General features: G+C 61.0%; 14 protein-coding genes. 6 read left to right on the forward strand and 8 right to left on the reverse strand.

Features of this window, described 5'->3' with window-relative positions; translation table 11 throughout:
- Window positions 1–45: 45 nt before the first annotated feature.
- On the reverse strand, window positions 46–1,335 hold the full coding sequence (locus tag ACP7D4_RS02565; RefSeq protein WP_426101870.1) for a nucleotide sugar dehydrogenase: 1,290 nt from the start codon (window positions 1,333–1,335) through the stop codon (window positions 46–48).
- Between the two features lie 543 nt (window positions 1,336–1,878).
- Here ACP7D4_RS02565 and ACP7D4_RS02570 point away from each other — a divergent pair.
- Window positions 1,879–3,714: a hypothetical protein gene (locus tag ACP7D4_RS02570; RefSeq protein WP_426207682.1), complete on the forward strand. Its 1,836-nt coding sequence runs from the start codon at window positions 1,879–1,881 to the stop codon at window positions 3,712–3,714.
- 43 nt (window positions 3,715–3,757) lie between these two features.
- Here ACP7D4_RS02570 and rffA read toward each other — a convergent pair whose 3' ends face one another.
- From rffA to ACP7D4_RS02590, 4 genes are read right to left on the reverse strand one after another with little or no spacing between them, the layout of a single operon-like run.
- Window positions 3,758–4,891 (reverse strand): dTDP-4-amino-4,6-dideoxygalactose transaminase, encoded by a 1,134-nt coding sequence (gene rffA, locus ACP7D4_RS02575; RefSeq protein ID WP_426207683.1) that lies wholly within the window; start codon window positions 4,889–4,891, stop codon window positions 3,758–3,760.
- A complete protein-coding gene (locus ACP7D4_RS02580) occupies window positions 4,888–5,301 on the reverse strand; it encodes a GtrA family protein (RefSeq protein WP_426207684.1) in 414 nt (137 codons plus the stop codon). The genes rffA and ACP7D4_RS02580 overlap by 4 nt, the downstream gene beginning before the upstream one ends.
- A gap of 6 nt (window positions 5,302–5,307) precedes the next feature.
- Window positions 5,308–5,496 carry a hypothetical protein gene (locus ACP7D4_RS02585; RefSeq protein ID WP_426207685.1) on the reverse strand — a complete coding sequence of 63 codons (189 nt, stop codon included), beginning with the start codon at window positions 5,494–5,496 and terminating at the stop codon, window positions 5,308–5,310.
- A complete protein-coding gene (locus ACP7D4_RS02590) occupies window positions 5,489–6,520 on the reverse strand; it encodes a glycosyltransferase family 2 protein (RefSeq protein ID WP_426207686.1) in 1,032 nt (343 codons plus the stop codon). The genes ACP7D4_RS02585 and ACP7D4_RS02590 overlap by 8 nt, the downstream gene beginning before the upstream one ends.
- Window positions 6,521–6,771: 251 nt before the next feature.
- On the opposite strand from ACP7D4_RS02590, the gene ACP7D4_RS02595 reads away from it, so the two are divergent.
- Both ACP7D4_RS02595 and ACP7D4_RS02600 read left to right on the forward strand, forming a co-directional pair.
- Window positions 6,772–7,800: a polysaccharide deacetylase family protein gene (locus ACP7D4_RS02595; protein WP_426207687.1), complete on the forward strand. Its 1,029-nt coding sequence runs from the start codon at window positions 6,772–6,774 to the stop codon at window positions 7,798–7,800.
- A 177-nt stretch (window positions 7,801–7,977) separates the two neighbouring features.
- The gene (locus ACP7D4_RS02600; protein ID WP_426207688.1) at window positions 7,978–9,027 is read left to right on the forward strand and encodes a polysaccharide deacetylase family protein; all 1,050 of its coding nucleotides are present in this window, start codon (window positions 7,978–7,980) and stop codon (window positions 9,025–9,027) included.
- Here the strand turns inward: ACP7D4_RS02600 and ACP7D4_RS02605 are convergent.
- Entirely contained in the window at window positions 9,015–9,944 is a 930-nt protein-coding gene (locus tag ACP7D4_RS02605) for a hypothetical protein (RefSeq protein ID WP_426207689.1), read from the reverse strand. The two genes, ACP7D4_RS02600 and ACP7D4_RS02605, sit on opposite strands and share 13 nt — an antisense overlap.
- 125 nt (window positions 9,945–10,069) lie before the next feature.
- Here ACP7D4_RS02605 and ACP7D4_RS02610 point away from each other — a divergent pair, with 125 nt between their 5' ends.
- Window positions 10,070–10,381 carry a hypothetical protein gene (locus ACP7D4_RS02610; RefSeq protein WP_426207690.1) on the forward strand — a complete coding sequence of 104 codons (312 nt, stop codon included), beginning with the start codon at window positions 10,070–10,072 and terminating at the stop codon, window positions 10,379–10,381.
- A gap of 350 nt (window positions 10,382–10,731) precedes the next feature.
- Here the strand turns inward: ACP7D4_RS02610 and ACP7D4_RS02615 are convergent, their stop codons facing one another.
- A complete protein-coding gene (locus ACP7D4_RS02615) occupies window positions 10,732–11,487 on the reverse strand; it encodes a type IV toxin-antitoxin system AbiEi family antitoxin domain-containing protein (RefSeq protein WP_426207691.1) in 756 nt (251 codons plus the stop codon).
- Window positions 11,488–11,726: 239 nt separating this feature from the next.
- On the opposite strand from ACP7D4_RS02615, the gene ACP7D4_RS02620 reads away from it, so the two are divergent.
- The gene (locus ACP7D4_RS02620) at window positions 11,727–11,969 is read left to right on the forward strand and encodes a DUF932 domain-containing protein (RefSeq protein ID WP_426207771.1); all 243 of its coding nucleotides are present in this window, start codon (window positions 11,727–11,729) and stop codon (window positions 11,967–11,969) included.
- Between the two features lie 100 nt (window positions 11,970–12,069).
- On the opposite strand, the gene ACP7D4_RS02625 is transcribed toward ACP7D4_RS02620, so the two are convergent.
- The gene (locus ACP7D4_RS02625) at window positions 12,070–12,924 is read right to left on the reverse strand and encodes an AbiJ-NTD4 domain-containing protein (protein WP_426207692.1); all 855 of its coding nucleotides are present in this window, start codon (window positions 12,922–12,924) and stop codon (window positions 12,070–12,072) included.
- Between the two features lie 239 nt (window positions 12,925–13,163).
- Between ACP7D4_RS02625 and ACP7D4_RS02630 the strand changes: the two genes are divergently transcribed.
- On the forward strand, window positions 13,164–13,730 hold the full coding sequence (locus ACP7D4_RS02630) for a recombinase family protein (protein ID WP_426207693.1): 567 nt from the start codon (window positions 13,164–13,166) through the stop codon (window positions 13,728–13,730).
- Window positions 13,731–13,843 lie beyond the last annotated feature (113 nt).

A 13,843-nucleotide genomic window follows, 5' to 3' on the forward strand; every position in this document is an offset into this window, starting at 1 on the left:
TGGTCGGTACTTTCCTGGCAACGCAATCGAAAGGGAGGGGCACTATTACAAGCGCCAGACGGAGAATCCGCCGTCCACCAGCGCCGCCTTGTCGAACTGCGACTTGACGTCGATGAAGCAACCGTTCGGATTGAGCTTGGCGGTCAGGTCAGCCAGCGGACGGGCCAGGATTTCCTTGTGCGGCACGGCGGCGACGATGGCATCGGCCTGCGGCAAGTCTTCCCAGCTGTCGAGCTTGATGCCATATTCGTGCTGCGCTTCGGCGTTCGACGCGACCGGGTCGTAGACGCGCACGTCCACGCCGTACGATTGCAGTTCGTAGACGATGTCGGCCACTTTGGAGTTGCGCAGGTCGGGGCAGTTTTCCTTGAAGGTCAGGCCGATGACGTTGACCTTGGCGCCCTTGACGTGGAAACCGGCGGCGATGATCGACTTGACGGTTTTTTCGGCAACGAACTTGGCCATGCCGTCATTGATGCGGCGGCCGGCCAGAATGACTTGCGGGTGGTAGCCGACCATTTCCGCCTTGTGCGTCAGGTAGTAAGGATCGACGCCGATGCAGTGGCCGCCCACCAGGCCCGGACGGAACGGCAGGAAATTCCACTTGGTGCCGGCCGCTTTCAATACTTCCAGCGTGTCGATGCCGATCTTGTCGAAAATGATAGCCAGTTCGTTCATCAGGGCGATGTTCAGGTCGCGCTGGGTGTTTTCGATGACCTTGGCAGCTTCGGCAACCTTGATCGACGAGGCGCGGTGCACGCCGGCGGTGATGATCGACTCGTACAGTTCGGCCACCAGCTCGAGCGTTTCGGCGTCGTCGCCCGAGACCACCTTGAGAATCGTGGTCAAGGTGTGTTCCTTGTCGCCCGGGTTGATGCGCTCAGGCGAAAAGCCGACGTGGAAGTCTTCTTTCCATTTCAGGCCGGAATGCTGCTCGAGGATGGGGATGCACACTTCTTCGGTCGCGCCCGGGTACACGGTGGACTCGAAAATGACGATGGCGCCCTTTTTCATGTGCAGGCCGACCGTCTTGCTGGCGCCGGCCAGCGGCGTGAAGTCGGGGTTGTGGGCGATGTCGACCGGGGTCGGCACGGCCACCACGATGAACTTGGCGTCGCTCAGCGCCGCCGGGTCGGTGCCGACCGTCAGCTGGGAGGCGGCGCGCAATTCGCTGGTCGACAGCTCGCCCGTCGGGTCGATGAAATTGCGATAGCTTTCAATTTTGCTGGCCGAAAGATCAAATCCGATCGTTGTCCGCTTTTTTCCGAACTCTACTGCCAGCGGCATGCCAACATAGCCCAGTCCAACTACTGCAACGACGTCATTTGATTTCATGTTCGCATCCGTATAAGAAAATTTTTGCAATTATAACAACTAGAATATATCACACCAACAAGCGACGCTCAATTGAAGCAACTAATTTTGTTCAGGAGAAACAACATACCCGCAAGAGCATTGTTAAAACATCACTGTACGTCCGCACAACGCTGTACCGGGCAGCAAGATTCATGGATGAACTTTCGGTCCGGTCCACGCGCCAGGCAGGCGCTGTAACTGGCTTGTTGTCAACCACTGGCCCCGGCAAGCGCGCCTAGAGACCGTTAGTGCCGCTGCGCGCAATGAGAAGGCGCGAGGCTCTCGGAGGAGTGCGATTTTATCATTTTTCGGATGGGACTGCCGTTCCGCTTGACAGACGTGCAACGTGCTTGACCCCGCGCGTCATGTTGCGAGGATCGTAAGGCGACGCGGGGCAGATCATATCAAAACATTGGCAGTATGAGTAACAGATAGCCATGCAATTGTGATAAAAACACGCCTCGACCGAAGCGCGCTCTGTATCATGTCGGAACTGCAATTCGCACCGTATAAAGTGACCCGATGATCCTCGATTCCCCTGCCCGACGCTCCGGCCCGCTCCCTTCGCCCGTCCCGTCGCAAGTCCCTACGCCAGCCCCTTCCCGGCTCCCTGCGCCGGGTCTGGCGCGCTGGGCCCTGCCCGCACTGCTGATCCTGCTGGTGCAAGTGGCGTTGTACGTTTGGATGGCGCCGCGCGGCTTCGATTTCACCGACGAATCCTATTACTTCCACAACTTTCTGTATTGGCGCCAGTTCACCGGCACCGTCACGTTTTTTGGCGCCTATTTCGAGTGGCCGTTTCGCGCCATGGGCCACAGCATTGCCGGCATCCGCATCCTGTCGCTGGCGCTGGTGCTGGCCAGCAGCGCCTTGCTGATGCATGCCGTGCTGCGCTTTTCGCTGCCCCGGCAGGACGCCACGCGCTGGCAGCGCTGCGCCCGGCTGGCCGGGCCGATGGCGGCCTCGATGCTGTACTTCGGATTCCTGACCACGCTGCGCGCGCCCTCCTACAACCTGCTCTCGCTTGCCACCATGGCCGTCATGACGGCCTGCCTGCTGCGCACGATCGCGCAGCAGGCAGCAGGCAAGGCGCCGCGTCTGGCGCCGCTGCTGTATGGGCTGGCGCTGGGCGCCTGCTTTCTGTCCAAAGCGACCAGCGCGCTGCTGGTGCTGCTGGTGCATCTGCTGTTCTACGGCGCCGTCAATCGCGCCTGGAAGTGGAACAGCCTGCTGGCGATGGCGGGATTGATCACGGCCGGCTTTGCGATTAATTTTATCCTGCTCGCCGCCCAGTTCCCTGGCTGGCTGGCGTCGCTGCGCGAAGGCATCGAGATTACCCGCATGCGCGGCGGCTACGGCGTCGTGTGGCTGGCCAAGTCGGTCAGCTGGGACGTGCAGCGCGAATTCATGCGCAGCGGGCTTTTGCTGCTGGCGGCGGGCCTGCTGTTTTTCCTGATCCGGCGCCGGCTCGGCACCGCCACGGCGGGCGCCGTCTCGGCATTGACGCTGCTGCTGGTGGGCGCGGCCGCGCTGGCGATCACGCTAGACCATCGCGGTTCGATCTGGCTGCAGGTGCTGGCCTTGGCGGCGCTGGGCCTGTGGAGCCTGGAACAGCGCACCGAGCGCGCGCGTCCCGCGCTGCTGCTGTTGCTGTTCACCTTGCCGCTGGCGTTTTCCTTCGGCACCAACATGCCCATCCTGCGCCATAGCGCGATTGCTTCGATGTTCGCCCTGTGCGCGGTGTTCCTGCTGCTGTACCGCCTGCACCACCAGGGCCTGCTCAACGCCGGCGCGCTGGCGGCCAGTGCTTGCCTGCTGTGCGCACCGGCGCTGACCACGCAAGTGCTCGCGCTCACCGATGCGGCCTACACCTACCGCCAGTACAGCGCGCTGGGCGCGCAAAACAGTCCCGCCGCGGTGGCAACCGGCACCCTGCTGCTTGACCCGCGCAGCGCCGACGGCCTGCGCCAGCTCGGCGCCATGGCGCAGGCCGCAGGTATGCGCGCGGGCGAGGACATGCTCGATTTTGCCGACAGCCCCGGCGTGGTGTACGCGCTTGGCGCCGTTCCGCTGGGCACGCCATGGCTGGTTGCGGGCTTTGAAGGCAGCACGGCCGGTTCGGCCCGGACGATCGAGAAAATCGATGCCGCCCACCTGCGCAGCGCCTGGCTCTTGACCACCGACTACAAGGCGCGCGGCATCGACGGCTGGCAAGCGATGCTGGCGCGCCGCCTTGGCCCCGCTTCGCATGTGCCGGCCGGCTCGGTCACGCTGGCCAACCCCGCCGCGCGCGACGGGCGCAACGTCAAGACGGTGACGCTGCAATTATGGAAGCCGAGCGGGGGCCAGGGCGGCTAAAAGAACGGCAGTTCCTGCAGTTCCGGCAGCGGCGCCGGCGCCGTCAGTGCTGCTCGATGGCGCCGATGATGTCGGCGATCACCTCGGCCTGCTGCTCTTCCAGCCCGATCCACAGCGGCAGGCGCAGCAGGCGCTCGCCGGCGGCGTCGGTGTGGCGCATGTCGTCGGCGGAGCGGCCAAGCTCGCGGCCCACGGGCGAAGAATGCAGCGGAATGTAATGGAACACCGTCTGGATGCCGCGCTCCCTGAGGCGCGCGATCACGCGCGTGCGCGTGGCCAGGTCGGGCAGCAGCAGGTAGTACATGTGCGCGTTGTGCGTGCATTCGCGCGGCACGGTCGGGCGCACCACCTTGCCCGCTTTTTCCAGGCTGGCGAACCACTGGTGGTAATTGGCCCAGATCTCGAGCCGGCGCCGGTTGATGATATCGGCCTCCTCCATCTGCGCCCACAGGAAGGCGGCCACGATTTCGCCCGGCAGGTACGACGAGCCGACATCGACCCAGGTATATTTGTCGACCTGGCCGCGGAAGAACTGGCTGCGGTTGGTGCCTTTTTCGCGGATGACTTCGGCGCGCTCGATGAAGCGCGGATCGTTGATCAGCAAGGCGCCGCCCTCGCCGGAGATGATGTTTTTCGTTTCGTGGAACGACAGCGCCGCCAGGTGCCCGATCGAACCGAGCGGACGCCCCTTGTAGGTCGACATGATGCCTTGCGCCGCGTCTTCGATGACCAGCAGGTCGTGGCGGCGCGCGATGTCCATGATGGCGTCCATCTCGCAGGCCACGCCCGCGTAGTGGACCGGCACGATGGCCTTGGTGCGCGCCGTGATGGCCGCCTCGATCTTGTTCTCGTCGATGTTCATGGTGTCGGCGCGGATATCGACGAACACGGGAACGGCGCCGCGCAGCACAAAGGCGTTGGCGGTCGAGACGAAGGTGTACGACGGCATGATGACTTCGTCGCCCGGCTGCAGGTCGGCCAGCATCGCGGCAATTTCAAGCGCCGCGGTGCACGAATGGGTCAGCAGCGCTTTCTGGCAGCCGATGCGCTGCTCGAGCCAAGCGCTGCATTTTTTGGTAAAAGCGCCGTCGCCGGCCAGGTGACCGCTGGCGTGGGCCTGCGAAATATTCCACAGTTCCTTGCCGGTCATGTAGGGCTTATTGAAGGGAATTTTCATGGTGATTCCTTGAGAGTGGCGGCGTGCGCCGGGGCGCGAAATACCCAGAATTTTTGAGCGAGAAAAAGGCACGCGGCCAGCACCACGATCATGCCGGCCTGGATCAGCTGGTGCGGGTAGCCCATGCGGTCAACCAGCAGGTAGAGCACCGCCAGATTGAATACGTAGCCAAGGCCATAGGCGGTGCAGTAGCGGTAGAACACGGCGCCTTTGGCGCCGCCGTGCTCGAACGTCCACTGCTTGTTGGCAAAGAAGGTCTGCAGCACGCCCAGGCCGTACAGGATCGACATGGCCAGCTTGGGATCCATGCCCAGCCACGTCAGGCCCAGGTAGAGCGCGTAACAGAGCAGGTTGGAGGCGACACCGACCACCGCGTAGCGCAGCAGCTGGCGCTGTACCAGCGTAAGCACCACCGCTTACGCCCCGACCCAGCGAAACGCCATCGACGGCGCTGGCAGCGTAAAGCCGGGCCGGGCGTCCATCGCCAGCACGCGCGTGCGCGCCTCAGCACTGCGCACGACGCGTGCAGGGGTGTCGATCAGCGCAGGGGTGTCGATCCGCGCAGGGGTGTCGATCCGCGCAGGGGTGTCGATCCGCTTATGCATGTCCGGCCTCCACTTCCGCCATGGCGGCCGCCGCCACCCCTGCCTTGCGCTGCCGGACCACGAACTGCGGCTTGCGGTTGACGTTCAGGTGCAGCCGGCCCAGATACTCGCCAATGACGCCCAGCGCCAGCAACTGCACCCCACCCAGTATCAGCACGGCGATGATGGTGGAGGCGAAACCGGGCACCGATATGTTCGACACCAAATACTGCAGCAGGTAGTAAAAGCCGACCGCGAAGCCGGAGCACGCGGTCAGCAGGCCGATGGCGCTGACCAGCTGCAAGGGCAGCAGCGAAAAATTGGTGTACAGGTTCAGCGCCAGGACCAGCAATTTGCTGACCGAATAATTCGACTTGCCTTCCGCGCGCGCATGGTGGGCAACGTCGACGGCGCCGATGCGGCTGGTGCACCAGGCCAGCAGCCCGTCGAGGTAGGTGAAGTTCAGGTTGTAGAACATGACGCTCTTGGCCAGCTGGTGGCGCATGGCGCGAAACGGCGTGGGCGTGACCGGATTACGAAACACGGTGCGATAGAAATGCCAGACGATGGCCGAACCAAGATTGCGCCAACCCGCATGCTGGCGGTCGTCCGGGCAGCCGTACACCAGGTCGAGGTCGCCTTGCCCGATGGCGGCCAACAGTTTCGGGATTTCCTCGGGGGGATTTTGCAAGTCGTCGTCCATGGTGACGATGACGGCGCCGCGCGCCATGTCGAGCCCGCACATGAGCGCATTGTGCTGGCCATAGTTGCGCATCAGCTGCACGGCAACGACATGAACCGGATCGCGCAGGCGCAATGCTTCGAGCGCGGCCCAGGAGCCATCGCGGCTGCCGTCGTCAATCAGGATGATTTCGTAGGGCTGCCTGAGAGGACCAAGAACGGCGCTCAAGCGCTCATGCAACTGCGCGAGCGTGACTGCGGAGTTATAGACCGGGACAACGATGGACAGGGCAAGTTCGGGCAAATCGTCGCTTGCGCTTGGGTGCGGGTGCTGGCGGAGAGGGGGGGAGGCAAACTTGTGCATAAGGAATCCAAAATCAACGTCGCATGGCGGTTTGCCGCGTCCACAAGGTTTTCAAGGATACCATATTTGCTCTTTTCGCTTAACAAATAATTAATGCCGCCCCGATGGCTGCCGGTTCGCAGCCTGCCAGGTTCACAGCATCAAACGTGTATTTTCATTGTTAAAAATATATTGATCTTGTACGCACACCTTGTGTCGGCGCAAAGAATGATGTGCTACCATTCATCATTATTTCTCTCTACCAATTTCTCATGCGCACGCGTGTTTGCATCACCATCGATACCGAATTTAGCATTGCTGGTGCATTTACGAACCCCGAGCGGCGTCCGGTGGCCGAGCCGCTGGTGTGGTGCAATGTCGACGGCAAGTCCGAAGGCCTGGGATTCATGCTCAAAACGTTTGCCAAATACCATGTGCAAGCCACGTTTTTCGTCGAGACCGTCCACCGTTTCTGGTTCAAGAACGACCCCATGGGCCCGATCGCGCGCCAGATCCATGCCGAAGGCCACGAAGTGCAGCTCCATACCCATCCCGGCTGGTCGCTGTTTGCGCATGCGGATTGGTGGGACCAGTCGCGCAATATGCGCGGGCGCGATGACTTCAAGGCGCGCAGCGTGGCAAGTTCGGTAGCGCTGATCGAACAAGGCATTGCCACGTTCAGCGAGTGGGGCGTACCGCGTCCGCTCGCCTTTCGCAGCGGTAACCTGCAACACGACGACAACCTGTACCAGGCACTGGCACAGACCGGCATTCCTTACAGTTCCAATGTGGGGGTGGCCATTTACGACAGCGGCGACGCTCATTACACGCTGTACAGCGGCCAGCACGAGCGGCACGGGGTGCGCGAATTTCCGGTTCTGACGTTTTCCGACTGGACGCTAGGCAACAAGCGCCACATCAAATCGCTGACCATTGCCGGTTCCAGCTTTGCCGAAACGCGCAGCCTGCTTGAAAAAGCGCGCGCGGCGGGCATTCCGCTGGTGGTGGTGCTGACCCATCCGTTCGAATACGTGCACAACAAAGACAAAACGTTCGAGCAGAACCGGCGGCACGACCTGACCCAGCGCCGCCTGGTCCAATTGTGCGAATTTCTGCACGACAATGACGACCGCTTCGAAGCTTGCGGCCTGGCGCACGCGGCGGCGTCGCTGCCGGCGTTGGCGCCTGCCAACACGCTGCTCAAGGGCGCGCTGTGGCAAGCCCTGCCCCGCATGGCGGCCCAGGTCGCGCACGACAAATGGGGTCGCTGGATGTTGGCGCGCCAGAGCAAAAGCGCTTGAGGCAAGATGGCGGCAGCACCGCAGCCTTGCCGGGCGTGATCAAAAAAGCATTTTAGCGGCGCTCGGGTATACTGAGCCGCCGGCGCCCGTGCGCCGGTGGCGCTCCCACCCACCACTTTTTTGCGCGCGCCGGACCCTTGCTGCCCGAGCAGCCATGCCGTCCTGCCGCGAACGACAATGAACAAGATCAAACTGACGGTATTCTGGCTGGCGCGCGCGCTCGGCCTGTTTGCGGCCTGCCGCCGCCTGACCGCGGCCAAGGTGCGCATCCTGTGCTACCACGGCGGCTGCCTGGGCGACGAAAGCAGCTACAACCCCAAACTATTTTGTTCCTCGGCCATGCTGGCGCAGCGCATGCAATGGCTCAAGCGCAAGGGCTTCACGCTGGTGCCGCTGGCCGAAGCTGCCGCCAGCGCGCGCCGGCCGGCGGCGGCGCGCTCGGCGCTGACCACCGCCATCACCTTTGACGACGGCTGGTATTCCACCGCCAGCGAACTGGTGCCGGTGCTCGGCAAGCTGGGCATTCCATCGTCGCTGTACCTGTGCACCAGCCACTACCTGGAAGGGTGGGCGATTCCCTCGGTGGCGGTGCGCTACCTGATCTGGAAGTCGGGCCTGCAGTCGGTCCAGCTGCACGGCCTGGGCAGCGCCGACGGCAGCGTCGAACTGGGCACCCCGGCGCAGCGCAACGCGGCGGCCAACCGCATTGTTGCGGCAATCGACGCCAGCTTGCCGCAGCGGGACACCAAACACGCCATGCTCGAGCAGCTCGCCAGTTGCCTGAAGGTGCCGTCGAGCGCGCTGGCGCTGTCCACGCGCCGCTTCGAGTACATGAGAGAAGCGCAATTGCTGGCGCTGGCGGAACAGGGTTGCACGGTCGAGCTGCACGGCCACGTCCACCTGTACCCGGCGGGCGACCCGGCCGCGTTTGAAGCGGACTTGCGCCAGTGCAGCGACACGATCGTCGGCGCCGGCCTGCCCAGGCCGACCCACTATTGCTACCCGAGCGGCAATTTCGATGCGGCCGCTTCCCCCGTGCTGGAACGGCTGGGCGTTCTTACAGGCACCACCTGCCTGCCGGGCCTGATCACGCAGGCCAGCGCCACGCAAAGCCACTACCTGCCGCGTTTTTTGGATGGCGAAAGCATCGCGATGCTGGACTTTGAGGCGGAGATGAGCGGCTTTTCAGAGTTGCTGCGCAAAGCGCATCCGCTTCAGCCAGCCTGAGCGGCGAGGCGGCGCGCGGCCCAGGCGCGCTGCGCATCCCGGCCCCAGACCAGCATGTAGTTGGTGGGGGCGTACTTGCCTTCCTCGTAGAGCTGGCGGCGCGAGGTGGAGGTGGCGGTGGCATTGTTGATCGCGTCGCCGCCCTTGACGACGAACATCAGCGCGGCGCCGTTATTGCCCGGCGTATCGCGCAGGTAAGCCAGGCGCGGGCTGATGGTCGCCAGCGCCGGATCGTAGAACCAGCTGCTGCCGTACATGCCGAGCACCTCCGGGTGCACAGCGTACAGCTCGGCGCAGCACAGGTAGCACTCTTCCCAGCCGGCTTCATGGAAGGCGTCGAGGTTGAACTTGTGGGTGTGGATCTGGAAGTACGGGCGAAAGCCGCCCAGCTTTACCATCGTCAGCAGCTTGGGCAATGCGCGCGCCATGCCCTCGGCCAGCACGGTCGAGCGCGGCACGCCGCAGCGGTAGTCGACCAGCTGCGAGCCGGCCGCGTACAGGCGCAGCGTGGCCAGCCCGAATTCTTTCTGGAACAAGTCCTGGTCCAGCGCCAGCCACGGTGCTTGCGCGTCGGCATCTTGGGCAATGCGCAGCAGGTGGCGCGCCTGGTTGGCGGCGGTACGGGGCGGCAAGGCGCGAAAGCGCGCGCCGTTGACGGTCTGCAGCACGGCGCTGGCAAGCACGGCGCGCAGGAAGCGGCGCAGCGTGGCGCTGTCGTGGGTCTGGGCGACGGCGGCGACAATGGCTTGCGCGGGAGCGGGAAACACCTTGTAATGGTCGAGCGGGCCGAGCGGTTCGCAGGCGCGGATGAAGTCGGCGATGCGGGCACGGACGTCGGGCAGCGCCGGCGCCAGTTGCTTGATCAATGCATCGGCAGCGCCTGCCGCCTGTTCCTGTATCGCCGCCACATCCGTCATTGCCGCTCCTGTCTGGTTGAAAAGTTTACCTGCACGCGGTGATCCGGAACAGGAAAAAAATACAGCATGGACTGTAGCATTAACCGGGTAGGCACGAGCGCGTTTCGCTATCAAAAGGGCATGAGTTGCGTGCGCAGCGGACTGGGGGCGCGAAAGCGCGACGCTACGCTGCCGAGCTAGAAAATGAAGATGGCGATGAAGAAAACTGGTGCGGCTGGCGGGGATCGAACCCACGCCCCTTGGCTTCGGAGGCCATGCCGCTCATCTATGGAGAAGCCGCGCTGTTGCTGCAACTCCTTGATTCTACGGAGTATAGCAACCGGCAACATAAGGCAAATAAGGCAATAATGCAACAAAAGGCGACAATGGGCACCAATGGGATGAAAATACCCCTGTTTTCTCCCAATTTCTCCCCAAGATTTCTCCCCATCTTCTAGCCGGAGTCTTTCTCGGCCGACAGAAGTGCCTTCAACGCGGCGACTTGGGTTGCGCTCTTCTTTGCCTGGCTCTTCTTGAACCGCGTCAGATTCTCCAACTTCCATCGCAGGGCCGGAAGCGTCTGGACATCCGGATTCGACAAGAGGGTCCAGTCTGGATTGGCATCGGCCAGGCTGACCAGGAACTCGCGATGGTGGCTCGTTTATTTTTCCATCATGTCGCGGCGCAGCCGGCTTCGCGTTTCCAGCAGGACCTCAAGTGAAGGCGGTTCTGCCTCAGTCGACGAAAACGTCCGGAATTACGTCCAACAGCAATTGGACAGTGTTGATATAAATGGCGTCGAGCATGATTACTTTATCGTAAGGCGAGTGCCGTCCTGAAGACGGCGCGTCCACCGCGTGTTGCTTCCAAGCTTCATGCTAAATCGCTCGCGCAGGGCAACGACATCAATGGCATTTGTTTGTTGCGCAAACTGCAGAAACAAACGAACAGTTTTTATGCGAGTGCATGCCGCCAACAGTGCGCCGACCACTTCCTGGCGCATGCTGGAAAAGGACTCGAATAAGTGTGTCGCTTCCTCCAAGTCCTGCGTAACACCGACTTCGTTCAAGACTTCCAGCAGCGCGCGTTCGCGGGTCGAAACGTACAGACCGGCAGCATGGTCCGAAACCAGTGCATATCCCTCGTCGTCGAGAAGCGGCCTGAGCAAGTCTACATCAAACAATGCGCGTTGGTGGTAGCGCGCTGGGAAACGCGAAGTGAACCAATCTGGCAGCGTGAGACGTTGGGTTCCCCACAATTGGATTCTTGAACGAGAACTAACGTTATGACGTATTCCTTGCCATGAAAGTGCGGTCTTTCCACCGACGTGCAGGCCGGGGCTGCGCTTCTGCAAGTACAACAGACAGTCGTCGAGCTGTAAGGTGTCGTTGGGATATGCGTAGGTCCCCTGCTCCAAGCGCGCCAGCCAGCCGTTCTTCGCATACTTGGCGGCCAAGGCTGGAGATACCCCATATCCCGCTAGCTCGGACAATCCAAAGGGTTGCCCGTGATGCAACCCTTGAAGGAGCAGTTTGAGTAACGAATGTCGAGAATTTGGTCTCATGGTTAAATTTTACAACATAAAGCAAACATGAAAATTTGGATGTTTGATTTTTGCTTCAGAATTCACCCCATGGATGAATCTTACGACAAAATGCAAACATCAAGCCATTCAGTCACTTCAGCCTCCAATCTTTCATCCTGGCTGTTGGCGCCGACACCAAATTTACCCACAGCGCCGATTGTTCCTGACGCTGGCGCTGCCGCCGGGAGCAGCGTGGCGCCTGCGTTTGGGCGAATTCCCTGGGTCAACGAATTTCGACCGCCTGGGTCAATTTGGTGTCGGCGCCAACAGGGCATGGTAGAGGCGCGGAACTCGCATCGTCGAAAGGGACCGCGTTTGGTCTACTAAACGCTGTTACCGAATTCGTTGACCACCAACGGCGAGCAGTCAGTTCAGATCACCGCTTGGAGTCAGCTTGGTTTGGACAGGGTGCGGCGATTAAGGAAAAGGCGCTTGAGCAGGCCCTGCAGATGATCGCTTGAATTGTGTCGAATGGAGTTGAACTGTGCTGCAGGCACAGGCTAACCCAGCTAATGACTGTCGGGGCCGCAGGGTCACCGACAGCGTTCCGATACTACGCCTTCAGGAAGGCCATCCAACGGGCGGGAAGACATTCCCTTGCAAGTTTGCAAGTGCTTTTCCTTTGTTTGCAAGGTAGCTCCCTAAGGTCGCGCATATGCCCAAAATAAGCTCAGCTTCTTCCAGCTTGGCCGCCTCAGCTTCCTTTAAGTGTCTTCCGTGATTTGAGGCATACCCCCACAACTTATCCGTGATATCTGCGAGCGGCGGCGGAAACGCTTCTCGATTCCGCTTTAGCCAGGCACCGAGCGTCTCCTTGCTGTCTGTCAAATCACGAGCAACACATTCAAGCGAGGCCATCGCGTGTTGAATCGCACCCGTGACATCTGGAGTCGGCCTTCTTGAAAGATCTTTTATCGCTTCATGCAACTCATTGGACGCCGTCAAGTATCCGTTCAAATTTTCGGTAGTTGCCGCGACGGCCAAGATGCGATCCAATCCTTCGTCTCCGCGAAAAACGATTTTGCCTTTTTCGAGCTTCCAGCCAACGCCGCGCGCTATAAAAAATTCGTTTATCTCGTTCTCGAAATCAGCACCGTATTCCCGATAGTTGTCGGTTTCGAGATGGAGAGCGACAACCTCAATAAGGTCGTAGATGTCGAACCAAGGGCAGGCCACTAGTAGATCTCTAATTTCACGATCTACGTTGTCCGGCCCCCAGTTATTTCGAGTGTCCGGGGCTACGCGAAGTCGCCGGCACACCATCGAGCGTAGGGCGTCATGCTTGATTCCATTTTCATAGGCCAGGTCAACAAGGAATCCGCGCAAATCGTCTGGCACATCGTTCCTCATCGTGATCGGCGTGTTGAGGTCAGGCCCATGGCCATTTCGCGTGGAAAAATTGTCGCGCCGACTCATGGAGTCTCCTATCAGATTTCGTGAAAATTAGGGTGCTGGACTGTTGCGCCCACCTAAGCACAGAGACAGGAACAATTACTGCGACAACAGTGCGGAACGTGTTTGCCGATGCTATCACATGGGCAGGGGACAAAGAGAGTGTGCGGAAGCAGCGATAAAACCTATCATCGGTCTTGTAGACTCCAGAGTCTAGTGATATTATCACTGCATCTGAATTCACTTGGTAAAAGGCTCTCACCATGACCACCTACGGCTACGCAAGAACATCGACGGTTGAACAGGTAGCCGGACTGGCTGACCAAGTAGCCAAGCTCAAGGCAGCGGGTTGCACCGACCAGACTATCTACCAAGAGCAAATCAGCAGCGTCAAGATGGCTGACCGCGTTGAGTTCGCTAAGGTGTTAGCCAAGCTGACCAAGGGCGATGTGTTGGTATTCACCAGCCTGTCACGGGTAGCCCGGTCAATGATTCACATGATCGAAATCGAAGCAGCCGTTGCCGCTGCGGGTGCATCCATTCGCATTCTGGATATGAACGTGGACACCAGCACGCCAAACGGACGCCTGACATTCAACCTGTTCGGAAGCATCGCCCAGTTCGAGCGCGAGAACATGCTAGAGCGTCAGAAGGTTGGCATCGCAGCCGCTAAGGCCGAAGGCAAGTACACGGGCCGCGCCCCGACAGCACAGGCGCAGGCAGCTAAAGTTTTATCCCTGCACGCTAAGGGCGTAACCAAGCAGGACATCGCCGCCGCCTGCTCTATCGGCATCGCCTCGGTCTACCGTATCCTCAAGGCAGCAGCCTAAGCCATTACAGCCCCGCCACGGCGTCACTGCCAGAAAGCGGGGCCAAGTGCCAGCCCAGCGCCATTGCGGCCACTGTCCCGCGCTGTTAAATAACGCGGTGGACATACGGCCCT

The sequence above is a fragment of the Massilia sp. TWP1-3-3 genome (genome assembly GCF_049897805.1).
Classification (GTDB): domain Bacteria; phylum Pseudomonadota; class Gammaproteobacteria; order Burkholderiales; family Burkholderiaceae_D; genus Telluria_A.

What these genes read in the sequence shown, in the direction of transcription:
- ACP7D4_RS02605 (WP_426207689.1), bottom strand. Translation starts at nt 9,944, where the DNA reads ATGACGGATGTGGCGGCGATACAGGAACAGGCGGCAGGCGCTGCCGAT.
- ACP7D4_RS02615 (WP_426207691.1), bottom strand. Translation starts at nt 11,487, where the DNA reads ATGAGACCAAATTCTCGACATTCGTTACTCAAACTGCTCCTTCAAGGG.
- rffA (WP_426207683.1), bottom strand. Translation starts at nt 4,891, where the DNA reads ATGAAAATTCCCTTCAATAAGCCCTACATGACCGGCAAGGAACTGTGG.
- ACP7D4_RS02600 (WP_426207688.1), top strand. Translation starts at nt 7,978, where the DNA reads ATGAACAAGATCAAACTGACGGTATTCTGGCTGGCGCGCGCGCTCGGC.
- ACP7D4_RS02590 (WP_426207686.1), bottom strand. Translation starts at nt 6,520, where the DNA reads ATGCACAAGTTTGCCTCCCCCCCTCTCCGCCAGCACCCGCACCCAAGC.
- ACP7D4_RS02570 (WP_426207682.1), top strand. Translation starts at nt 1,879, where the DNA reads ATGATCCTCGATTCCCCTGCCCGACGCTCCGGCCCGCTCCCTTCGCCC.
- ACP7D4_RS02585 (WP_426207685.1), bottom strand. Translation starts at nt 5,496, where the DNA reads ATGCATAAGCGGATCGACACCCCTGCGCGGATCGACACCCCTGCGCGG.
- ACP7D4_RS02565 (WP_426101870.1), bottom strand. Translation starts at nt 1,335, where the DNA reads ATGAAATCAAATGACGTCGTTGCAGTAGTTGGACTGGGCTATGTTGGC.
- ACP7D4_RS02630 (WP_426207693.1), top strand. Translation starts at nt 13,164, where the DNA reads ATGACCACCTACGGCTACGCAAGAACATCGACGGTTGAACAGGTAGCC.
- ACP7D4_RS02595 (WP_426207687.1), top strand. Translation starts at nt 6,772, where the DNA reads ATGCGCACGCGTGTTTGCATCACCATCGATACCGAATTTAGCATTGCT.
- ACP7D4_RS02625 (WP_426207692.1), bottom strand. Translation starts at nt 12,924, where the DNA reads ATGAGTCGGCGCGACAATTTTTCCACGCGAAATGGCCATGGGCCTGAC.